This window comes from Clostridium fallax (assembly GCF_900129365.1).
GTDB lineage: Bacteria > Bacillota > Clostridia > Clostridiales > Clostridiaceae > Clostridium_AH > Clostridium_AH fallax.
The window spans coordinates 121,908-141,860 of record NZ_FQVM01000002.1 but is presented as its reverse complement, the minus strand read 5'-3'; the positions used below and the strand labels follow the sequence as shown (position 1 = coordinate 141,860).

The following is a 19,953-nucleotide window of genomic DNA, read 5'->3' as shown; positions in this document are numbered from 1 at the left end:
CTCCTATGTAGCCCCTAATTAATTTTGCTTAAAGTAAATGTGAAGATAACGCCTTTTCCCTGACTTTCGTTTTCAACCCAAATATCTTGATTATGCAAAGTTAAAATATATCTTACTATAGGCAATCCTAATCCTGTACTTATTTTATTGGTTCTTGATTTATCAGATTTATAAAATCTTTGCCATATTAACTTTTTTTGTTCCTCTGACATAGTATCCCCTTCATTAAATACACTAACTAAAACTTTATCACCTTTTGTTTTTGATTTAACTTGTAACTTTCCATTTTCATACCCATACTTTATAGCATTATCTATTAAATTAGTAACTACTTGCACTATTCTGTCTCTATCTCCCTTAACATATAAATGTTCACCTTCTAAAACAACATCAACTCTTAATTTCCTATCTTTTATTTTTTGCTCTGTACTCATAACACATTGTTTTAATAGCTCATTTATATTAAATTCAGAAATATTTAGTTTTAGTTTTCCAGCTTGCATTGAAGATAAATCTAAAAGATCATTTATTAATCTTGTTAATCTTTGAATCTCCTCGTAAACTATTTTTAAATAATAGTTTTCTTTATCCCTAGGAATTACTCCATCTAAAATTCCAGCTATAAATCCCTTTATAGAAGTTATTGGAGATCTTAATTCATGAGAAACATTAGAAATAAATTCTCTTCTATTATTTTCAACCTTTTGGATAGAATCTGCCATAGTATTAAAAGAAGATGCTAACTCTCCAATTTCATCATTAGATTTTATAACAACTCTTTTATCTACATCACCTTTAGCAAGCCTCTTTGCTGCAAGATTTATCTCTCCTATAGGTTTTACTAACATTTTTTGAGCTACATATCGAATGATTATAGTTGAAATTATTAATGCCATTAGTGCTGTTATCCAAACAATAGCATATACTTTTCTAAGTGGCGCTTTTATTTTCTCTAAAGGTGTTACTGTAACTATTACTCCCTTAAAAGTATCTCCATAAAATATAGGTTTATAATAAATATAACCTTCTTGATCTACCTTTTTACTAAGTATACCTTTTTCTTCATATGAATGACCTTTAGAGAGCAAATCCATCCTCATATTAAGACGAGTAAACTCTAAATCCTTATATAAAGGATTTGTTACTGCATAAACATACCCCATGCTATCTACTAATACTATATCTGATTCAATTGAATTACTAACTACATTCATTATGGACATAAGTTCATTTAAATTAGGGTTTGGATGTTTTAAGTGAGATATATAGGCTGCTGCTATAGGCTTTCCTTGATTATCTAATTGAATCTTTCTCTGATTAAAGAAATAGTTCTGAAACCATACTGAAAGTGTAGTTGCAATTATTATAAAACTTATACCTATGATTAACGTAAATGTTCCTAATAACTTTGCAACCAAACTATTCTTTTTCATCTATTTCACCTCAAACTTATATCCAACACCCCAAACAGTTTCCAGTTGCCAATTTGGTCCCTCATGTAACTTTTCTCTTAGCCTTTTAATATGAACATCTACAGTTCTTGAATCTCCTGGATAATCATATCCCCAAACTTCACATAAAAGTTGCTCTCTTGTAAATACTCTATTTTTATTGCTAGCTAAATAATAAAGTAATTCAAACTCTTTAGGTGGCATTTTGATTTCATTGCCTTTATATACAACACTATATGAATTTGCATCAATAACAAGATCTGAAAAATATAAAGTTTCTTTGCTTGTTGAATCTGCAGTATATCTTCTCATAACAGCCTTAACTCTTGCTATCATTTCTTTTGGTTCAAAAGGTTTTACTATGTAATCATCTGCTCCTAGCTCTAAAGCTAAAACTTTATCAAAAGTTTCTCCCTTTGCTGTAAGCATTATAACAGGGGTTTCACTTTCCCTTCTTATCCACTTTAATACATCTATTCCATCAACATTTGGTAGCATCATATCAAGCAACACTAAATCTGGTTTATAATCTAAAAATGCTTCTTCAGCAGCTTTTCCATTATGAACTACCTTAGTATCGTAGTTTCCACTTTGAAGATACATATTTATAACTTCACATATATTTTCATCATCATCTACTATTAAAATTTTGCCTAATACTCCATCCATTCTAAACACTCCTTATTATTCTTTATATCATATATTAAATTTAACATATTTATTTTATTCATTATATACATTTAATAAAATGTTACAAATTATTCATTGTCATAAAAATTTATCAATAAATGTACAAATATAAAAAGACCATCTTATCTTAAAATAAGATGGTCTTTTTATTATACTTATTACACTTCGAATAATTTACTTAATGGTTGGTCGTCATATATTCTTTGGATAGCTTCAGCAATTAATGGAGCTACTGATAGTGATGTAAACTTTTGAAGATCATCTCTATTTGGTAATGCAATTGTATTTAACATTACTAATTCTTTAATAGCTGATTGATTTATTCTTTCAAAAGCTGGTCCTGATAATACACCATGAGTACAGCAAGCATAAATATCTTTAGCACCTAAATCCTTTAAAGCATTAGCTGCATTAGCAATTGTTCCAGCTGTATCTATCATATCATCTACAAGGATGCAAGTTTTATCCTTAACATCTCCTATGATATTCATTATTTCTGAAACATTCGCTTTAGGTCTTCTCTTATCTATAATAGCTATTGGTGCTCCTAATCTATCAGCAAACTTTCTTGATCTTGTAACACTTCCTAAATCTGGTGATACAACAACAACATCATCTCTGTCTTCTAATCCTTTTTCTACAAAATACTTTGCAAGTATTGGTGCACCTAATAAATGGTCCACAGGGATATCAAAATATCCTTGAATTTGAGCCGCATGTAGATCCATTGTTAGCACTCTATCTGCTCCTGCTGCTGTTATAATATCAGCTACAAGTTTTGCAGTAATAGGATCTCTTGACTTAACCTTTCTGTCTTGTCTTGCATATCCATAGTAAGGTATTACTGCTGTTATTCTACCTGCTGATGCTCTCTTTAAAGCATCTATCATAATTAATAATTCCATAAGATTATTATTTACTGGTGAGTTAGTTGATTGTACTACAAACACATCAGCACCTCTAACAGTTTCTTTAATGTCTACGCAGATTTCTCCATCACTGAAAGTTCTAACCTTAGCCTCTCCTACTGGAACACCTAAGAATTCCGCAATTTCCTTTGCTAATTCTGGATGTGAATTTCCAGTAAAAATTTTAATATTTTTGCCATGAGTTATCATATTTATGAAGCCCTCCTTAAATTTTATCAAAGCTTTAATTTGTTATTTACTACTTTTTATTTAGTCGTTTTTTTTCAACCCAACCTTCTATATTCACTTGTTTTGCTCTAGCTATTGACAAAGCTCCTTCTGGCACTTCTTTAGTTATAGTAGATCCAGCTGCTATATAGGTATTATCTTTAACTTCTACTGGTGATACAAGATTTGTATTACATCCAATAAATGCATTATCACCTATTATAGTTTTATTCTTTGTTTTTCCATCATAGTTAACAACTACTGTTCCACATCCAAAATTACATCCACTGCCAACTTCAGCATCTCCGATATAAGTTAAATGTGATACTTTTGTATTATTACCTATTGTTGATTTCTTAACCTCTACAAAATCACCGATTCTCACATTATTACCTATATTAGATTCAGGTCTTATATAAGCAAATGGTCCTACTGTAGTGTTATTTCCTATATTACTATCTAATATTACAGAAGATTGAACTTCTACTTCTTCTCCTATAATACTATCTTTAATTCTTGAATTAGGATAAAGCACTGTATTGTACCCTATTCTCGTTGTTCCCTCTATAACATTACCTGGATAAATTATTACATCTTTATCAATCTCAACATCAGCACCTATATAAGTACTATTTGGATCTATAATTGTAACTCCATTCTCCATATGTTTTTTGTTTATTCTTTTTCTTAATATACCTTCAGCAATAGAAAGCTCTACTCTTGAATTAACTCCTATAGTCTCTTGAAAGTCAGTTATCATCGCTCCAACTTTCTTATTTTCTGCTCTTAATATTCCTATAACATCTGTTAGGTAATATTCTCCTTGAGCATTATTGTTAGAAAGTTTATCTAAAGATAACATTAATTCCTCTATATCAAAACAATACATACCTGCATTAATTTCATTTACTTTTAATTCAGCTTCATTACAATCCTTATGCTCAACAATTTTTTCTACTTCATTATTTTTATTTCTTATTATTCTTCCATATCCTGTTGGATTTTCTATTACAGAAGTTAGTATAGTTGCATAGTTATTGTTTGATATATGAGTATCAATTAAATTTTTTACAGTATCCTCCATAATAAGTGGAGCATCTCCTGTAAAAATAGCTACTACTCCTTTTTTACCTTTTAAGAACTCCTTAGCACACTTTACAGCATGACCTGTTCCTAATTGTTCAGTTTGTAAAGAATAAGAAACTTTTCTACTTTCAGTTCTCTCTTTAACAAGCTCCGCACCTTTTCCTATTATTACATTTACATCATCAAGTTCTGCAGCTCTCATAGTATCAATAACATGATTAACCATTTCCTTACCACAAACTTTATGTAATACCTTTGGAAGGTCTGATTTAATTCTCTTTCCTTGACCTGCTGCTAATATCATAGCACATTTATACATTAAATCACCTCTTTGTGATAAACATTTGGCAAATAGAGTATACAATTTAATTTAAAAAAAGCCGATACAAATTCACCTATTTAATTATATTTTATTACCGAAAGTATTTCAACCATTGAAAGGGTATACATAAACTATAAATTGAATTTATTTAATATTTTTCGTCTTTTATGTCTTTTTATGAGTTTTTTTAGAAAAATATAAAAAAAAATAAAAGGAAGTTTAAACTTCCTTTTATTTATTCTTCACTTATTTCTACTTCTGAATTTTTAGCCTTCTCATATTCAGCTAGAATAGCTGATTGAATTTTTTCTCTAGTATCAGTATTTATTGGATGAGCAATATCTTTGAACTCTCCGTCTGGAGTCTTTCTACTAGGCATTGCTATAAATAATCCATTTTGACCTTCGATAACTTTAATGTCATGAACAACAAACTCGTTATCAAATGTAACTGATACTATGGCTTTCATTTTTCCCTCAGTAGCAATTTTTCTGATTCTAACGTCTGTGATTTGCACTTCACTACACCTCCAGTTGCTTTTATGATATATATTTCTATATTAAAATAAAAAATCCTCTTTTTCTTACTAGAATTTTTTGAAAATTTTTTATTTAACAAACTTTGATGGTGTCATATTGACAATTCCATCTGTATCTACCCCTGAAAGTTCAACTATAGAAACATAGTTATTCACTAGCTTCTTCTCTGCTATTATGTTATCTACCAAAACACCAATTCCAATAAGTTCACTATCAAATTCTTTTAATAAATCTTTTATCCCCTTCGCAGTTCCACCACACTTCATGAAGTCATCTATGAATATACACTTACTTCCAGATTTTAATGATTTTTTTGAAAGTGTCATTTGCTGAATTCTTCCTGATGATCCTGAAACATAATTAATTGTAACTGTAGAACCTTCTGTTATTTTATTTTCTCTTCTTGCAATTACAAGTTGCACCCCTAAATTTCTAGCTACTTCATAAGCAAGAGGAATACCTTTGGTTTCAACTGTTACAACATAATCTATCTCGTTTCCTATAAAGTATGTAGAAAGAATTTTACCTGCCCTACTTATTATTTGAGGATTATACATTAGATCAGTCATAAAAATAAAATTTCCTGGAACAATTCTTTCTTTATTCTTTAAAATTTCACATAATTCATTTGCAAAGTCTAACTTATCGTTTTCACTTATATCACAAATAAACTTTACTCCTCCAGCAGCTCCAGATATAGTCTCTACTTTTCCCATATTTAACTTTTCTAAAACTTCTCTAACTATTACCAAATCTTCACTTATAGTAGACTTTGCTGCATTTAATAATTCCGAAAATCTGTTCAATCCAATTACTTTATTAGGATTCTCTATTAAAATCTTTGTAATAGCGACTACACGGCTATTTCTACTTAATTTTTCCACCAACATCACCTACATATATAAATTTATATCACGAATTATCTTATAAATAATTATGTTATTATTCATATTGTATTCAATATTAATATTAATATCAATATCTTTCATTGGTATTTATTATATTTAGGCGATTTTTCTATCTGTCCACTATTTATTTTAACCCTCTTTTTATGATTTTATACATACAATGGATTAATAAATAAAAAGCTTGTAGAATTCTACAAGCTTTTTATTTATATTAATTTTAATCTGCTAAGCAAAGTTTTATCTTTTCAATTCTTTTCGAACTAATTTCTTCAACTTCAAAAATAATGTCTTCATATTTTATCTTTTTGCTTTCATCTTTTTTAGGTATATTTCCTATTAAGCTTACAACAAATCCACCTATTGTTTCAAAGCAATCAGTTTCTATATTGACATTTAACCTTTCATTCAACTCATTAATAGATAAAAGACCGTCTACAACATAAGTTTTTTCATCTATCTTTTTTATATCGCATTGAGCTTCATCATACTCATCGAAAATATCTCCCATAACTTCTTCTATTAAATCTTCTATAGTAACAATACCAGAAAATCCACCATATTCATCTATTAATACAGCCATATGATTTTTACTATCTTTTAATTCGAAAAAAAGCTCATCTATAGCCTTTGATTGTGGAACAAAATATGGTTTTCTAAGTATCTTCTTTAAATCTATATTGTCTATTCCACTTCTATTTGCCTCATAGAAAAAGTCTTTCATATAAAGAATACCAATTATATTATCTATCTCTTTTTCATATACTGGAACTCTTGAGAAATTTTCATACAATAATTTTGAAGATATTTCTCTTATAGGTGCATCTACGCTTAAGCTAAATACTTCAGTTCTAGGAGTCATGACCTCTTTTGCCATTTTGTTATCAAATTCAATTATACCTTCTAACATATCTCTTTCAGAAGAATTTAAGGCGCCTTGTTCCTCACCAGTCTCTATTAATGATTTAATAATATCTTTAGAAACCTTTTCTTCCCTTGGAGTTTCTTTAATATTGATAATTTTTAATAAAGCATTAGATGTAAAAGATAAAATCTTAATAAAAGGTCTCATCAAAATATAAGCTATCTTAATTGGCTTCATAGAATTTAAAGCTATTCCTTCTGGATTTTTAATTGCCATTTTTTTAGGAATAATTTCTCCAAAAACTAATGTTACATAACAAAGCATTAATGTTATGAAAATCATAGATATAGTATTACTAAACGGAATATTATTTCTACTTAAAATCGAAGCCAAGCTATTAGAGATTGTAGTAGCAGCTATAGCTGATGCTAAAAAACCTGCAGTTGTAATACCAACTTGTATGGTAGGTAAAATGCTGTTTGGTTCCTCTATAATAGCTAATAAATCTTTTGCTCTCTTATCTCCTTTATCTATTAAAGAATTTATTTTATTTTTATTGATAGAAAGTATAGCTGATTCTGCTGATGCAAAAAATGCATTCACCAAAATTAAAATAACAATTAACATTAACTGTATCAGCATACTCCCGACAGGCCCAGAATCCATTATAAAAAACCCCCTTGTTTTTTAAGTTTATAATATTTTATTAATTATAATTGAATATAGCATAGCAATATATTTTTTACAAACTTTCTTAATATTTGAAAAACCTCTTGTAATCTTTATTTTGATATATAAATTATTTTAACTCTTCTTTTCATATTATTGCTTTATTCTTCTCATCATATAAACTTCATACTTATTATATTATTCAAAATTATTCATAAATATTACCTATTTTTATTGATTTATGGTATTAAATTTCATTAATTTAAATATATTATATTTGTTTTTATTAAACTATAATTCTAAATATATTAAAAATTAACTATATATTTATACTAATTTTTAATATATTTTATGCATAAGTTTAATAAAAGCTTACTTATAATTAATATAAAATAAGCCATTATTAACTTTCATAAAAGCTAATAATGGCTAAAATTTTAATTATTTAATTTCATTTCCCTCAAAATCTTTATATTCTGCAGGATTTTGTTTTTCTCTTTTATTGTTTTGATGTTCCTTAATTCTTTGTCTTCTTTCTCCATCATCTGTAACATTGTTTCTAATCTTATTTTTATTCATATTAATCACCTCTTTCATAAATTTATGATTTCTATTTATCATAAATTTAATTCATATTAAAAAATAAATAATTTTAAGTAACCATTTTTACATCTTTTTCATAAAATTATTGTAAATCTATCCTTTAATTGTGTTCATTTTTTAAAAAATGTATATAATTATAAATGATATATAAAAGATGGTATCTAAAAAGGAGTTGATATTTTGTCATTCGATTTTATTAAAGATAAACATAAAAAAGTTCATTTTATAGGTATTGGCGGAGTAAGTATGAGTGGTTTAGCTGCTGTACTTTTAAATGGAGGTTATAAAGTTTCAGGTTCTGATGCTAAGGAATCAGAAACTACAAATAAATTAAAAGAAAAAGGTGCTGAAATATACATAGGTCATAAGGCTGAAAATATAAAAAATGTTGACCTTATAGTGTATACTGCTGCAATTTCAAGTGACAATCCTGAGATTCAACAAGGAAAAAAATTAAACATAAGCATGATGGATAGAGCTGAATTTTTAGGACAAATCATGAAAGGTCATAAGTATAATGTAGCTGTTGCAGGAACTCATGGAAAAACTACATGTACATCTATGATTTCTCATATAGCACTACAAGCCAATGTAGATCCTACAATACTAGTAGGTGGAAATTTAGATGTTATAGAAGGTAACTACAGAATTGGTAATAGTGAATATTTTATTACCGAAGCTTGTGAATATAAAGAATCCTTTTTAAAGTTTTATCCATATATAGGCATTATATTAAATATAGATGCTGACCATTTAGATTATTATAAAGATATAAATCATATACAAAAAGCTTTTGAAAAATTCTCTAAGTTAATTCCTAAAGATGGATATCTTATAGGTTATGGAGATGATTCTAGAGTTAGAGAAATTTTAGATAAAGCTGAATGTAATATTTTAAGCTATGGTCTAGAGAATGGAAATATAACTGCTAAAAATATAGTCTTTGATAAAGCTGGATGCCCTACTTTTGATGTTTATAAAGATAGCGAAAATTTATTCACACTTCATCTTAATGCAGCAGGTAAACATAATATATTAAATGCCCTTTCTGCAATATGTGTTGGATTAATATTTGGTATTTCTAATGATGATATTATTAAGGGTCTTGAGTCCTTTAAAAATGCCCATAAGAGATTTGAACTTAAAGGCACCAAAAATAATATTACAGTAATAGATGATTATGCACATCATCCAGTAGAAATAAACGCAACTTTAAATACAGCTGAAAAAATAGATCACAATAGAATTATATGTGTCTTCCAACCACATACTTATACAAGAACAAAAAGCTTATTTAATGAATTTACAAACTGCTTTGATAAAGCTGATGAATTAGTTTTAATGGACATTTATGCTGCAAGAGAAAAAGATACTGGCTTAGTTAGTTCTGATGAATTAGGTAATGCATTAAGAGCTAAGGGTATTAAGTGTACCAATGTTCATTCACATGAAGAAGCTTGTAATTATGTAAAGGACATTGCAAAAGAAGGAGACCTTCTACTAACTGTAGGAGCTGGCGATGTTGTAAAGGTAGGAGAACTATTTTTGAAATAATATTAAATAAAGGTATATGAAAGTTTATGTTATGCTTTCATACACCTTTATTTTTTTATTATAAATAATATATTTATTAACATCTTATAATAAAATCTTTAATTATAGCAGGAATTTCTCTAATAGCCCCAAAAATTTCATGAAGTAAATATTGATATTTAGTATTAAATGTTCCTGTATAACTACCATCTATTTTATATCTATTAGCTAACATCTTTACTCTTCCTAAATGAAATCTATTTGAAACTAATATAGCACTTTTAAATCCTTCATTTTTCATTATCTTTGATGAATTTTTTATATTTTCATTAGTATTTTTAGAGTTATCCTCTAATATTATCTTATCTTCAGGTATATCTTCCTTTACTAATATTCTTTTCATACATTCCGCTTCCGATATATTCTCCTTATCCCCTTGACCACCAGATACTATTATATAAGGAGCATATCCTTCTTTATATAGTTTAACTCCTTCCATAGTTCTATCAACTAAAAATTTACTAGGAGTTTCTCCATTTACTCTACAGCCTAAAATTATAATAGCATCACTTTTTTTAGGTGCTAAAATCATAGGAACAGAAAAAATATAAATCTCAAATAGAAAAAATATAATAATAAAAAGGAATACTATCATTTTTAATTTCTTCTTCATAATAAATTTCTCCTTATTTTAATAATATAAATTTCTTATAAATAAGTTACATAATTTAAACTCTTTATTATTATTATCAAAGATTTTTTATAACACAAGATAACAATATCTTTACAATAAATTTTAATCCAATAGGTATTATATATAACACCTATAATATTTATTTGATATTTCTATAGTAATTTTATGGTTATTATTATTTTCTGCAACTTATTATATTTCTTGTTATATCGCCATTCTTCGCATTTTTTTTAGTTGCAATTTAATTTATTTAATGTAAGTTCACAAAAAATTATCAATTTTATCTATTGATTTATTCTATAAAATACTGTATCTTTATTAATGGAAAGCGTTTTCAATGAGCTTTTCAATTAATTATTTTGTTCATTTTTTAGAAATATTTGTTTCAATATTATAATGTATACATTATAATATCTTTTAAAGGGGGGTAGAGACATGGCAGTAACAATAAACGACATAGCAAAAATGGCCGGTGTTTCTCTAGCCACAGTATCAAGAGTTCTAAATAACTCTGGGTATGTAAAAGATGAAACTAGAAAAAAAGTGTTAGCTGTTATTAAGGAACTTAATTATACACCTAGCGCAATAGCAAGAAGTTTGTCAAAAAATCAAACTTCAACAATAGGAGTAATTGTTCCTGATATAGCAAATCCATTTTTTGGAGAAGTTATACGAGGAATTAGTGAAGTCGCAGATAATACTAATCTTAATATTATTCTTTGTGATTCTAATGAATCTATAAAAAAAGAACTTAAATCAATAAAAGCTTTAAGGGAACAAAGAATAAGAGGATTAATAATATCTCCAACATCTGCAGATAACGATGTAAATAGTGAATATTTAAAAACTCTTAATAGTTTAGGAATTCCAGTAATTTTAGTTGATGGACAACTAAAATACTCTAATTTTTCTGGAATCTTTGTTGATAATATCAAAGGTTCTTATGACGCAGTAGAGGCATTAATAAAAGAAGGTCATAAAAAAATAGCGATAATAACTGGTAGAATGAGTTCAAAACCTGCAAAGGATAGACTTTTAGGCTATGAGAAGGCTCTTATTATGAACAACATTCCTCTAGATCCTCAATATATTTTTTATGGTGATTATAGACAAGAAAGTGGATATAACCTTACTAAAGAGATTTTAAGTCTAAAAGAAAAGCCAACTGCTATTTTCGTAAGTAATAACTTAATGACTCTTGGCTGTATTAATGCACTTTTTGAGAGTAACTATAAAATTCCAGATGATATGTCATTAATATCCTTTGATAGAATTGATCTTTTAAATATCTTAGGATTAAAAATTAGTCATATAAATGGTCCAAGCATTGAGCTTGGAAGAATAGGAATGAATCTTCTATTAGATTCATTACAAAAACCAGAAGATTTAGAACTTAAAAAGATAACCTTAACACCAGAACTAGTTCTTCTAGGTTCTGAAAAACTTATAAAATAATAAGCAGCTTCAAAGTTGTTTAATGATATTTAAGTAACCGCTTTCAAATTTTAGAACTTTTTTACAAGTTCTCTTACTTATTATTAATTAACACTATAATGGGTAAAATACTTTTAAATAATTTAGAGAAATGAAAGGTGATTGTTATGATTAATAGAGTAGTTTGGATTGTATTAGATAGCGTAGGCATGGGAGCTCTTCCTGATGCTAAGAAATATGGCGATGAGGGCGCAAATACTATAGGTCACGTTGCTGAATTTAACAAAGGATTAAACTTACCTAACATGGTTAAATTAGGTCTTGGAAATATAGACGGAATGAAAAATATTGATAAATGTGATGCACCAATAGGTTGCTTTGGTAAATTACATGAAAAATCAAACGGTAAAGATACTGTAACAGGACACTGGGAAATGGTTGGAATAGAATCAGAGGTTGCTTTCCCAACTTATCCTAACGGATTCCCTAGCGAAGTAATAGAAAAATTTGAAAAACTTACTGGAAGAAAAGTTATAGGAAATAAGCCATCATCTGGAACAGTTATATTAGATGAACTTGGTAAAGAACATATGGAAACTGGTGCTCTTATAGTTTATACTTCAGCAGACAGCGTTTTCCAAATTGCTGCTCATGAAGAAATCGTTCCATTAGAAGATTTATATAAATATTGTAAGATAGCTCGTGAAATGTTAACTGGCGACCATTCAGTTGCTCGTGTAATCGCAAGACCATTTGTAGGAACTCCAGGAAATTTCACAAGAACACCTAATAGAAGAGATTATGCTTTATTACCACCATATAAAACAACTCTTGATATGCTAAAAGAAAAAGGATTAAGTGTAATGGGTGTTGGTAAAATAGAAGATATCTTCTCTGGCCAAGGTATAACTGATGCTGTACACACTAAAGACAACATGGACGGTGTTGATAAAACTATAGATTACTTAAAAGAAAATAAAAAAGGTTTAATATTTACTAACCTAGTAGACTTTGATATGAAGTGGGGACATAGAAATGATCCTGCTGCTTATGGTAAAGGATTAGAAGATTTTGATAAGAGATTACCAGAAATAATAGAAAATATGAATGAAAATGATGTCTTATTTATAACTGCTGACCACGGATGTGACCCAACATACCCTGGAACAGATCATACTAGAGAATATGTTCCATTCTTAGCTTATGGTAAAACTTTAAAAGCTAACCACAACATGGGAGAAAGAACTGGATTCTTTGATATAGGTCAAACAGTATGTGATATATTTGATACTGAAAAAATCAAGAATGGTAAGAGTTTCTTAAACGAAATAATTAAATAAAACAATTAAGTTAATAAAAAATTAAATTAATAAATTATATTATGAGGTGAATAAAATGGATTTATCAACAAAAATAAGAGAAGCTGCTGATTTTATATTATCAAAAACTAAGTACAAACCAGAGTTAGGTTTAATATTAGGTTCAGGATTAGGTGCTATAGCAGACCAAATCGAAAATGCTGAATATTATCCTTATGAAGAACTTCCAAACTTCCCTGTTTCAACTGTTCAAGGTCATGCTGGAAGATTAGTAATCGGAACTTTCCAAGGAAAACAAGTTGTTGCAATGCAAGGAAGATTCCACTTCTATGAAGGATATCCAATGAATGAAGTAACTTTCCCAGTTAGAGTTATGAAACTTTTAGGAGTTGAAACTCTTATAGTAACTAACGCTGCTGGTGCTGTTAATACAAGTTATAAACCTGGAGATTTAATGCTTATATCAGATCACATAAACTTATGTGGAGTTAATCCTTTATTAGGTAAGAACTTAGATGAGTTTGGAACTAGATTCCCTGATATGTCAAATGCTTATGATAAAGATTTAAGAGACAGAGTTAAAGAGATTGCAAAAGGACTTAACATAGATCTTCAAGAAGGAGTTTACTGCATGTTCTCAGGTCCAACTTACGAAACTCCTGCTGAAGTAAGAATGGCTAGAATATTAGGTGGAGACGCTGCTGGAATGTCAACTGCTCCTGAAGTTGTTATCGCTAATCACTGTGGAATGAAGGTTATTGGAGTTTCATGTATGACTAACATGGCAGCTGGAATATTAGCTCAACCTTTAAATCACGAAGAAGTTATGGAAACTTCAGCATTAGTGAAAGATAAGTTTATAACTCTTATGACTAATATAATAAAAGAACTTTAATACACTAACCATCACTAAAATTTTTAAGAAACTCAAATTTAAGAAAAAGGAGTACAAATGAAGTGAACATATTTTTAGATAAATTTATAGGTATAATCGGATTAGTAGTTCTAATTGGTATAGCTTTTCTATTATCTGAAAACAAGAAAAAGATAAATTGGAAACTTGTTTTTACTGGATTAGGCCTACAAGTTGTATTCGCACTAATAATTTTAAAGTTCCCTCCTGGAAGAATGGTCTTCCAAGTTTTAAGTGATGCCATAACTAAACTATTAGACTTTACTAAAGAAGGTAGTGGATTCCTATTTGGAAATCTTATGGATCAAAAAACTTATGGTATGATATTTGCATTACAAGTATTACCAACTATTATATTCTTCTCAGCATTAATGGGAATACTTTATCACTTAGGAATAATGCAAGCAGTAATTAAAGTTATATCATCAGGTATAGCTAAGTTATTAGGAACAAGTGGTTCTGAAACTTTAAGTGCTGTTGGTAATATATTCTTAGGTCAAACTGAAGCCCCATTATTAATAAAACCTTACATAGCTACCATGACTAAATCTGAAATAATGGCTATTATGGTAGGTGGTATGGCAACTGTTGCCGGTGGAGTTATGGCTGGATACGTTGCTATGGGTGTTGACGCTGGTCAACTTCTTGCAGCTAGTATTATGGCTGCTCCTGCTGGATTAGTTTTAGCTAAGATAATGGTTCCTGAAACTGAAGAATCAGCTACTAAAGCTGGTGCTGAACTTAATGTTGATATGAAAAAGGCTAACGTTATTGAAGCTGCTGCTCAAGGTGCTAGTGATGGTTTAGGATTAGCATTAAACGTTGCTGCTATGCTTTTAGCATTCGTTGCTTTAATAGCTCTTATTAACGCAATATTAGGTGCTTGTGGTGGATTATTTGGATTCCCTCAACTTAGCTTAGATTGGATCCTTGGTAGATTATTTGCTCCAATAGCATTCTTAATGGGTGTTCCTGGATCAGATATAATAACTGCTGGAGAATTATTAGGTCAAAAACTTGCAATTAATGAATTTATAGCTTACACTGGCTTAGTTCAAAAAATGTCAGTTTTACAACCTAAAACAGTTACTATATTAACATTCGCTCTTTGCGGATTCGCTAATATAAGTTCTATAGCTATTCAAATCGGTGGTATAGGTGGTTTAGCACCAGAAAAGAAACCTATAATAGCTAAACTTGGAGTGAAAGCACTTATCGGTGGTTCACTTGCTACATTTATGACAGCTACAATAGCTGGAATATTATTTAAATAATAAAGAAATATATATGCATAAGAGTTAAAATAATAAAAGCAACAAAGTAAAACTTTGTTGCTTTTATTTAATTTTACAAAATATAAGATTTAATCCTAAGCCATTTTATTATAGTTTTATTAAAAAAGAGAGTTACAATAACTAATTTTAGTCATTTAGCAACATATCCTATTACTTTTATTTTACTACTCTACTACTATTAAATCTTTAGTATAATGATTTAGAACTTCACAGCCATCCTCTGTCACTACAACTAAATCTTCAATTCTTACTCCTACTTTACCTGGTAGATATATTCCTGGTTCTATTGAGAATATCATTCCTGGTTTTACTTGCTCTTTATTTATAGAACTTACATCACCAAAATCATGAGTTTCAATACCTATACTATGACCAGTTCTATGAGTAAAATATTCTCCATATCCAAAGCTTTCTATATAGTCTCTAGCAGCTTTATCAATATCGCAGAATCTAACTCCTGCTTTTACTTTTTCTATACCTCTTAAATTAGCTTCTCTTACTATCTCATAAACCTTTTTGCTTTCTTCTGATGGTTCTCCATAGAAAAATGTTCTTGTCATATCTGAACAATAAAATTTATTTCTACATCCTGTATCTATAGTTATAGAGTCACCCTTTTTAGGCAATGAATTATCATTACTGTGATGTGGATCTGCTCCATTTGCTCCATATGCAACTATAGGTTCAAAAGAAAAACCTTGTGCTCCTTCTTTTTCATAAAATTCTCCTAATAATGAACACATTTTCTTTTCGCTATTATCCTTTGAAATCTCTTTAAAAATTTCTCCCATAACTTTATCGTTTATTAAAGATGCTTTTCTCATTAATTCGATTTCTTCTGCATCCTTTATCATTCTTACCCTATCTATTATTGGTGATCCATTTACAAATCCTCTTGCAGCTTTTTTATCCATTAGTTTTATTAAAAAATGTGCTGGCCAAGTTTTATCTACAGCTAATACATCATTTTTATCTATGATAGTACTTAATAATTCTATAGGATCCTCTATATCTGAGTACCATAATAAATCTAGCCCACTTTGAGGTTCTGTTGGAAATAACTTATTTATAATTAATTTTTTATCCCCTTTAGCATTTATGTATAATGTAAGCATTCTTTCTCCAGGCTCAATCCATTTACCTGTTAAATAAAATATAGCAGCTGGGGAAGAAACTATCATTTGTTTTAATCCCTCTTTTTCCATACAGCAAAGAACTTTGTTTATTCTACTTTTATTCATAAATCTTTCTCCTCTCCCAAAAAAATCTATCTATAATAAAATTATATCTGTTTATAACATTAATATAAAGGTTTAAATATTTTTTAAATTAATTTTTTTAAAAGCTTTATAGCATCTTTTGATGATATAATATTATTAATTTGAAAGTTGAGAGGAGACTTTAGATGAAAATAGCAGTTATATCAGACATACATGGAAATATATATGCCTTAACTAAGGTTTTAGAGGATATTGATAATCAGCAAGTAGACACAATAATTTGCTTAGGAGATTTAGTAGGTTATGGTCCACATCCTAATGAAGTCATAGCTATGATAAGAAGAAGAAATATTATCTGTCTTAAAGGAAACTATGATGCATCAGTTGTAGATAATGGATTTACATTTATAAGAGATACAACAATAAACTCATTTTCACTTCCTTGGACTGTAGAAGAGCTTAGAGCTTCTAACAGATATTATTTAGCTTCTTTACCAGAAAACATCACTTTAAAATTTGAAGATAAAACTATAACTTTTGTACATGGTAGCCCTAGAGCAATTAATGAATATATGTTAGAAAATAAAAGTGACTTAGATGAAATCATGAATAATTTTAAAGGAGATATCTTAGTTTGTGCTCATACTCACATACCTTACACTAAAAATTTCGGAAATAAGATTCTTATAAATGACGGTAGTGTAGGAAAACCTAAGATAGGAAGACCAAATTCTACTTATGTAATTATAGACTTAAATAAAGATACAAATACAAAAATAGAAATAAAAGAGCTTTCATATGATTTCCATAAGACAATAAAAGATATGGAAATGAAAAATTTTCCTAGTTCTCTTATTAACTCTTATAGAACTGGTTTAGAATAAAAATATTCTCTTTTATTTTAAAATAAATGGTAACTTTAGAGATACTCCTTTTTCTATATAATATTTTTTAAAGTTTATATTAGAAAAAGGAGCTAGCTCATATCTTTTTATATATTTATAAATTTTTTTCTGTAAAATTTTATTCCTTTATAGTTCCTATAATATTTAAATCTTTTAAGTTTATATCATTTTTATGACACTTCATAAATTCATCAGTAAGATCTTTTCCTGCAATTAAACCATGATGGACTCCATTTATCCAAGACTTCTCTGATGTTAAATCATATACTGTTCCTTTTATTGCAACATAAGCATTCTTTCCACCTTGACCATTGTATTTAACCAATTCTTTTAAAGTAAATTCCCTTTTTATCTCAATAATTCTACATTTATCTTTCTTATCACTTGAAAATATTAGCTTTTCTATTTCTAAAAGTAGTTCTTTTAATTTTTCAACTGTAATACTTTTTAAATTTTTATCCTCACAGTAAATTAATGTTTTTTTTACTATATTTACTTGATTAAGTTTAGATTTTAATATTTCATTCATAAATAGTATATTCCCCTGCTAACATACATAATATACTTATATATTTATTATATATTGTTTGCAAATATTAAAATTTTGTTGTAAAATTAATATATTCATAACTTTATAAAAGTATAAACTATGATGAGAAGAGTAAATTTAGGACTAAGTTTCAGCGAGTAAACGATGGTGAGAGGTTTACACAAAGCCTATGTTGAAAAACATCTCTGAGTTTCTAACCGAACCTTATAATTTATAACAAGTAGGCTTAGACGGGTTCATACCGTTAATTTATGAACAGCATTTTGTGCTTACGAGTTGGTCATTTATAATGACAATTTGGGTGGTACCGCGAAATTATACCTTTCGTCCCATTATGGGATGAAGGGTTTTTTTATTGCAATTTATTATGAAAGTGAGGATTTATAAATGGAAAAATCAATATTAGTAAAATCATTATATAGAAATACTAATGATTATCTTGATAAAACAGTAAAAATTTCAGGATGGATAAGAACTTTAAGATCATCAAACGCCTTTGGTTTTATAGAAGTAAATGATGGTTCTTTCTTTAAAAACGTTCAAATAGTTTTTGATTCAAAACTTGATAACTTTAAAGAGGTTTCAAAATTACCTATAAGTTCATCTATAGCAGTTACAGGTAAATTAGTTGCTACTCCTGATGCAAAGCAACCATTTGAAATACATGCAGAAGAAATATCAATAGAGGGTATGTCATCTTCTGATTTTCCACTTCAAAAGAAAAGACATACATTTGAATACTTAAGAACAATTGCTCATTTAAGACCAAGAAGTAATGCTTTCTCAGCAGTATTTAGAGTACGTTCAGTTGCAGCTTATGCTATACACAAGTTCTTTAATGAAAGAAACTTTGTATATGTTCATACACCACTTATAACAGGAAGTGACTGTGAAGGTGCAGGAGAAATGTTTAGAGTATCAACTCTAGATCCAAAAAATCCTCCTTTAGCTGAAAATGGTGCTGTAGACTATTCAAAGGATTTCTTTGGTAAAGAAACTAACTTAACAGTTTCTGGTCAATTAAATGGTGAATGTTATGCTTTAGCTTTCAGAAATATATACACTTTTGGTCCTACATTTAGAGCTGAAAATTCAAACACAGCAAGACACGCTGCTGAATTCTGGATGATAGAACCTGAAATGGCTTTTGCTGATCTTCAAGACAATATGGAATTAGCTGAAGATATGTTAAAATACGTTATAAAATACGTTATGGAACAATGTCCTGAGGAACTTGCATTCTTTAACCAATTTATTGATAAAGGATTATTGGAAAGATTAAATCACGTTGTGAGCTCAGACTTTGGTAGAGTTACTTATACTGAAGCTGTAAACTTACTTAAGAATTCTCAAAAAGAATTTGAATATCCAGTTGAGTGGGGTATAGATCTTCAAACAGAACATGAAAGATATTTAACAGAAGAAATATTTAAAAAGCCTGTTTTTGTTATTGATTATCCAAAAGAAATAAAGGCATTCTATATGAAGTTAAATGAAGATGGAAAAACAGTTGCTGCTATGGACTGCTTAGTTCCAGGAATTGGAGAAATAATAGGTGGTAGCCAAAGAGAAGAAAAACTTGATCTTCTTGAAAAGAGACTTGAAGAGCTTAACTTAAATAAAGAAGACTATTGGTGGTATTTAGAACTTAGAAAATACGGTGAAACTGTTCACTCAGGATATGGTCTAGGTTTTGAAAGATTAATAATGTATATAACTGGTATGTCAAATATAAGAGATGTAATTCCATTCCCAAGAACAACTGGACAATGTGAATTCTAATTATTCATATACAAAAGAGTATCTTTTAATGAATTTTTTCAT

18 protein-coding genes and 1 other annotated feature are annotated in these 19,953 nt (G+C 28.7%); of the genes, 7 read left to right on the top strand and 11 right to left on the bottom strand.

Features of this window, described 5'->3' with window-relative positions:
- Positions 1-14 precede the first annotated feature (14 nt).
- The 8 genes from BUA70_RS01955 to BUA70_RS13005 form a co-directional block, all read right to left on the bottom strand.
- A complete protein-coding gene (locus tag BUA70_RS01955; RefSeq protein ID WP_072892550.1) occupies positions 15-1,433 on the bottom strand; it encodes a sensor histidine kinase in 1,419 nt (472 codons plus the stop codon).
- The gene (locus tag BUA70_RS01950) at positions 1,434-2,120 is read right to left on the bottom strand and encodes a response regulator transcription factor (protein ID WP_072892549.1); all 687 of its coding nucleotides are present in this window, start codon (positions 2,118-2,120) and stop codon (positions 1,434-1,436) included.
- A 179-nt stretch (positions 2,121-2,299) separates the two neighbouring features.
- Positions 2,300-3,259: a ribose-phosphate diphosphokinase gene (locus BUA70_RS01945; protein WP_072892548.1), complete on the bottom strand. Its 960-nt coding sequence runs from the start codon at positions 3,257-3,259 to the stop codon at positions 2,300-2,302.
- Between the two features lie 49 nt (positions 3,260-3,308).
- Complete coding sequence (gene glmU, locus BUA70_RS01940; RefSeq protein WP_072892547.1) at positions 3,309-4,682, bottom strand: bifunctional UDP-N-acetylglucosamine diphosphorylase/glucosamine-1-phosphate N-acetyltransferase GlmU; 1,374 nt, start codon at positions 4,680-4,682, stop codon at positions 3,309-3,311.
- A gap of 238 nt (positions 4,683-4,920) precedes the next feature.
- Complete coding sequence (gene spoVG / locus BUA70_RS01935) at positions 4,921-5,202, bottom strand: septation regulator SpoVG (protein ID WP_072892546.1); 282 nt, start codon at positions 5,200-5,202, stop codon at positions 4,921-4,923.
- A 90-nt stretch (positions 5,203-5,292) separates the two neighbouring features.
- Positions 5,293-6,108 (bottom strand): pur operon repressor, encoded by an 816-nt coding sequence (purR, locus tag BUA70_RS01930; protein ID WP_072892545.1) that lies wholly within the window; start codon positions 6,106-6,108, stop codon positions 5,293-5,295.
- A 241-nt stretch (positions 6,109-6,349) separates the two neighbouring features.
- Positions 6,350-7,660, bottom strand: coding sequence for a hemolysin family protein (locus BUA70_RS01925; protein ID WP_072892544.1), 1,311 nt, complete (start codon positions 7,658-7,660; stop codon positions 6,350-6,352).
- 444 nt (positions 7,661-8,104) lie between these two features.
- Positions 8,105-8,242, bottom strand: coding sequence for a clostri-philic family protein (locus BUA70_RS13005; RefSeq protein WP_159429628.1), 138 nt, complete (start codon positions 8,240-8,242; stop codon positions 8,105-8,107).
- A gap of 204 nt (positions 8,243-8,446) precedes the next feature.
- Between BUA70_RS13005 and murC the strand changes: the two genes are divergently transcribed.
- Complete coding sequence (gene murC, locus BUA70_RS01920; protein ID WP_072892543.1) at positions 8,447-9,820, top strand: UDP-N-acetylmuramate--L-alanine ligase; 1,374 nt, start codon at positions 8,447-8,449, stop codon at positions 9,818-9,820.
- A gap of 76 nt (positions 9,821-9,896) precedes the next feature.
- Here murC and BUA70_RS01915 read toward each other — a convergent pair whose 3' ends face one another.
- Positions 9,897-10,472: a YdcF family protein gene (locus BUA70_RS01915; RefSeq protein ID WP_072892542.1), complete on the bottom strand. Its 576-nt coding sequence runs from the start codon at positions 10,470-10,472 to the stop codon at positions 9,897-9,899.
- 456 nt (positions 10,473-10,928) lie between these two features.
- Between BUA70_RS01915 and BUA70_RS01910 the strand changes: the two genes are divergently transcribed.
- From BUA70_RS01910 to BUA70_RS01895, 4 genes are all read left to right on the top strand, one after another.
- Positions 10,929-11,948, top strand: coding sequence for a LacI family DNA-binding transcriptional regulator (locus BUA70_RS01910; protein WP_072892541.1), 1,020 nt, complete (start codon positions 10,929-10,931; stop codon positions 11,946-11,948).
- A gap of 146 nt (positions 11,949-12,094) precedes the next feature.
- Entirely contained in the window at positions 12,095-13,267 is a 1,173-nt protein-coding gene (locus tag BUA70_RS01905) for a phosphopentomutase (protein ID WP_072892540.1), read from the top strand.
- Between the two features lie 55 nt (positions 13,268-13,322).
- Positions 13,323-14,141, top strand: a complete 819-nt coding sequence (locus tag BUA70_RS01900) for a purine-nucleoside phosphorylase (protein WP_072892539.1) — start codon at positions 13,323-13,325, stop codon at positions 14,139-14,141.
- Between the two features lie 62 nt (positions 14,142-14,203).
- The gene (locus BUA70_RS01895) at positions 14,204-15,433 is read left to right on the top strand and encodes a NupC/NupG family nucleoside CNT transporter (protein WP_242977365.1); all 1,230 of its coding nucleotides are present in this window, start codon (positions 14,204-14,206) and stop codon (positions 15,431-15,433) included.
- Between the two features lie 185 nt (positions 15,434-15,618).
- Here the strand turns inward: BUA70_RS01895 and BUA70_RS01890 are convergent, their stop codons facing one another.
- Positions 15,619-16,695: a M24 family metallopeptidase gene (locus BUA70_RS01890; RefSeq protein ID WP_072892538.1), complete on the bottom strand. Its 1,077-nt coding sequence runs from the start codon at positions 16,693-16,695 to the stop codon at positions 15,619-15,621.
- Positions 16,696-16,859: 164 nt separating this feature from the next.
- Between BUA70_RS01890 and BUA70_RS01885 the strand changes: the two genes are divergently transcribed.
- Positions 16,860-17,558 (top strand): metallophosphoesterase family protein, encoded by a 699-nt coding sequence (locus tag BUA70_RS01885; RefSeq protein WP_072892537.1) that lies wholly within the window; start codon positions 16,860-16,862, stop codon positions 17,556-17,558.
- Positions 17,559-17,697: 139 nt separating this feature from the next.
- On the opposite strand, the gene BUA70_RS01880 is transcribed toward BUA70_RS01885, so the two are convergent.
- On the bottom strand, positions 17,698-18,108 hold the full coding sequence (locus BUA70_RS01880) for a cytochrome b5 domain-containing protein (protein ID WP_072892536.1): 411 nt from the start codon (positions 18,106-18,108) through the stop codon (positions 17,698-17,700).
- A gap of 111 nt (positions 18,109-18,219) precedes the next feature.
- Positions 18,220-18,464 (top strand) — a binding site (T-box leader).
- A gap of 52 nt (positions 18,465-18,516) precedes the next feature.
- Here BUA70_RS01880 and asnS point away from each other — a divergent pair.
- Positions 18,517-19,911 (top strand): asparagine--tRNA ligase, encoded by a 1,395-nt coding sequence (gene asnS, locus BUA70_RS01875; protein WP_072892535.1) that lies wholly within the window; start codon positions 18,517-18,519, stop codon positions 19,909-19,911.
- Positions 19,912-19,953 lie beyond the last annotated feature (42 nt).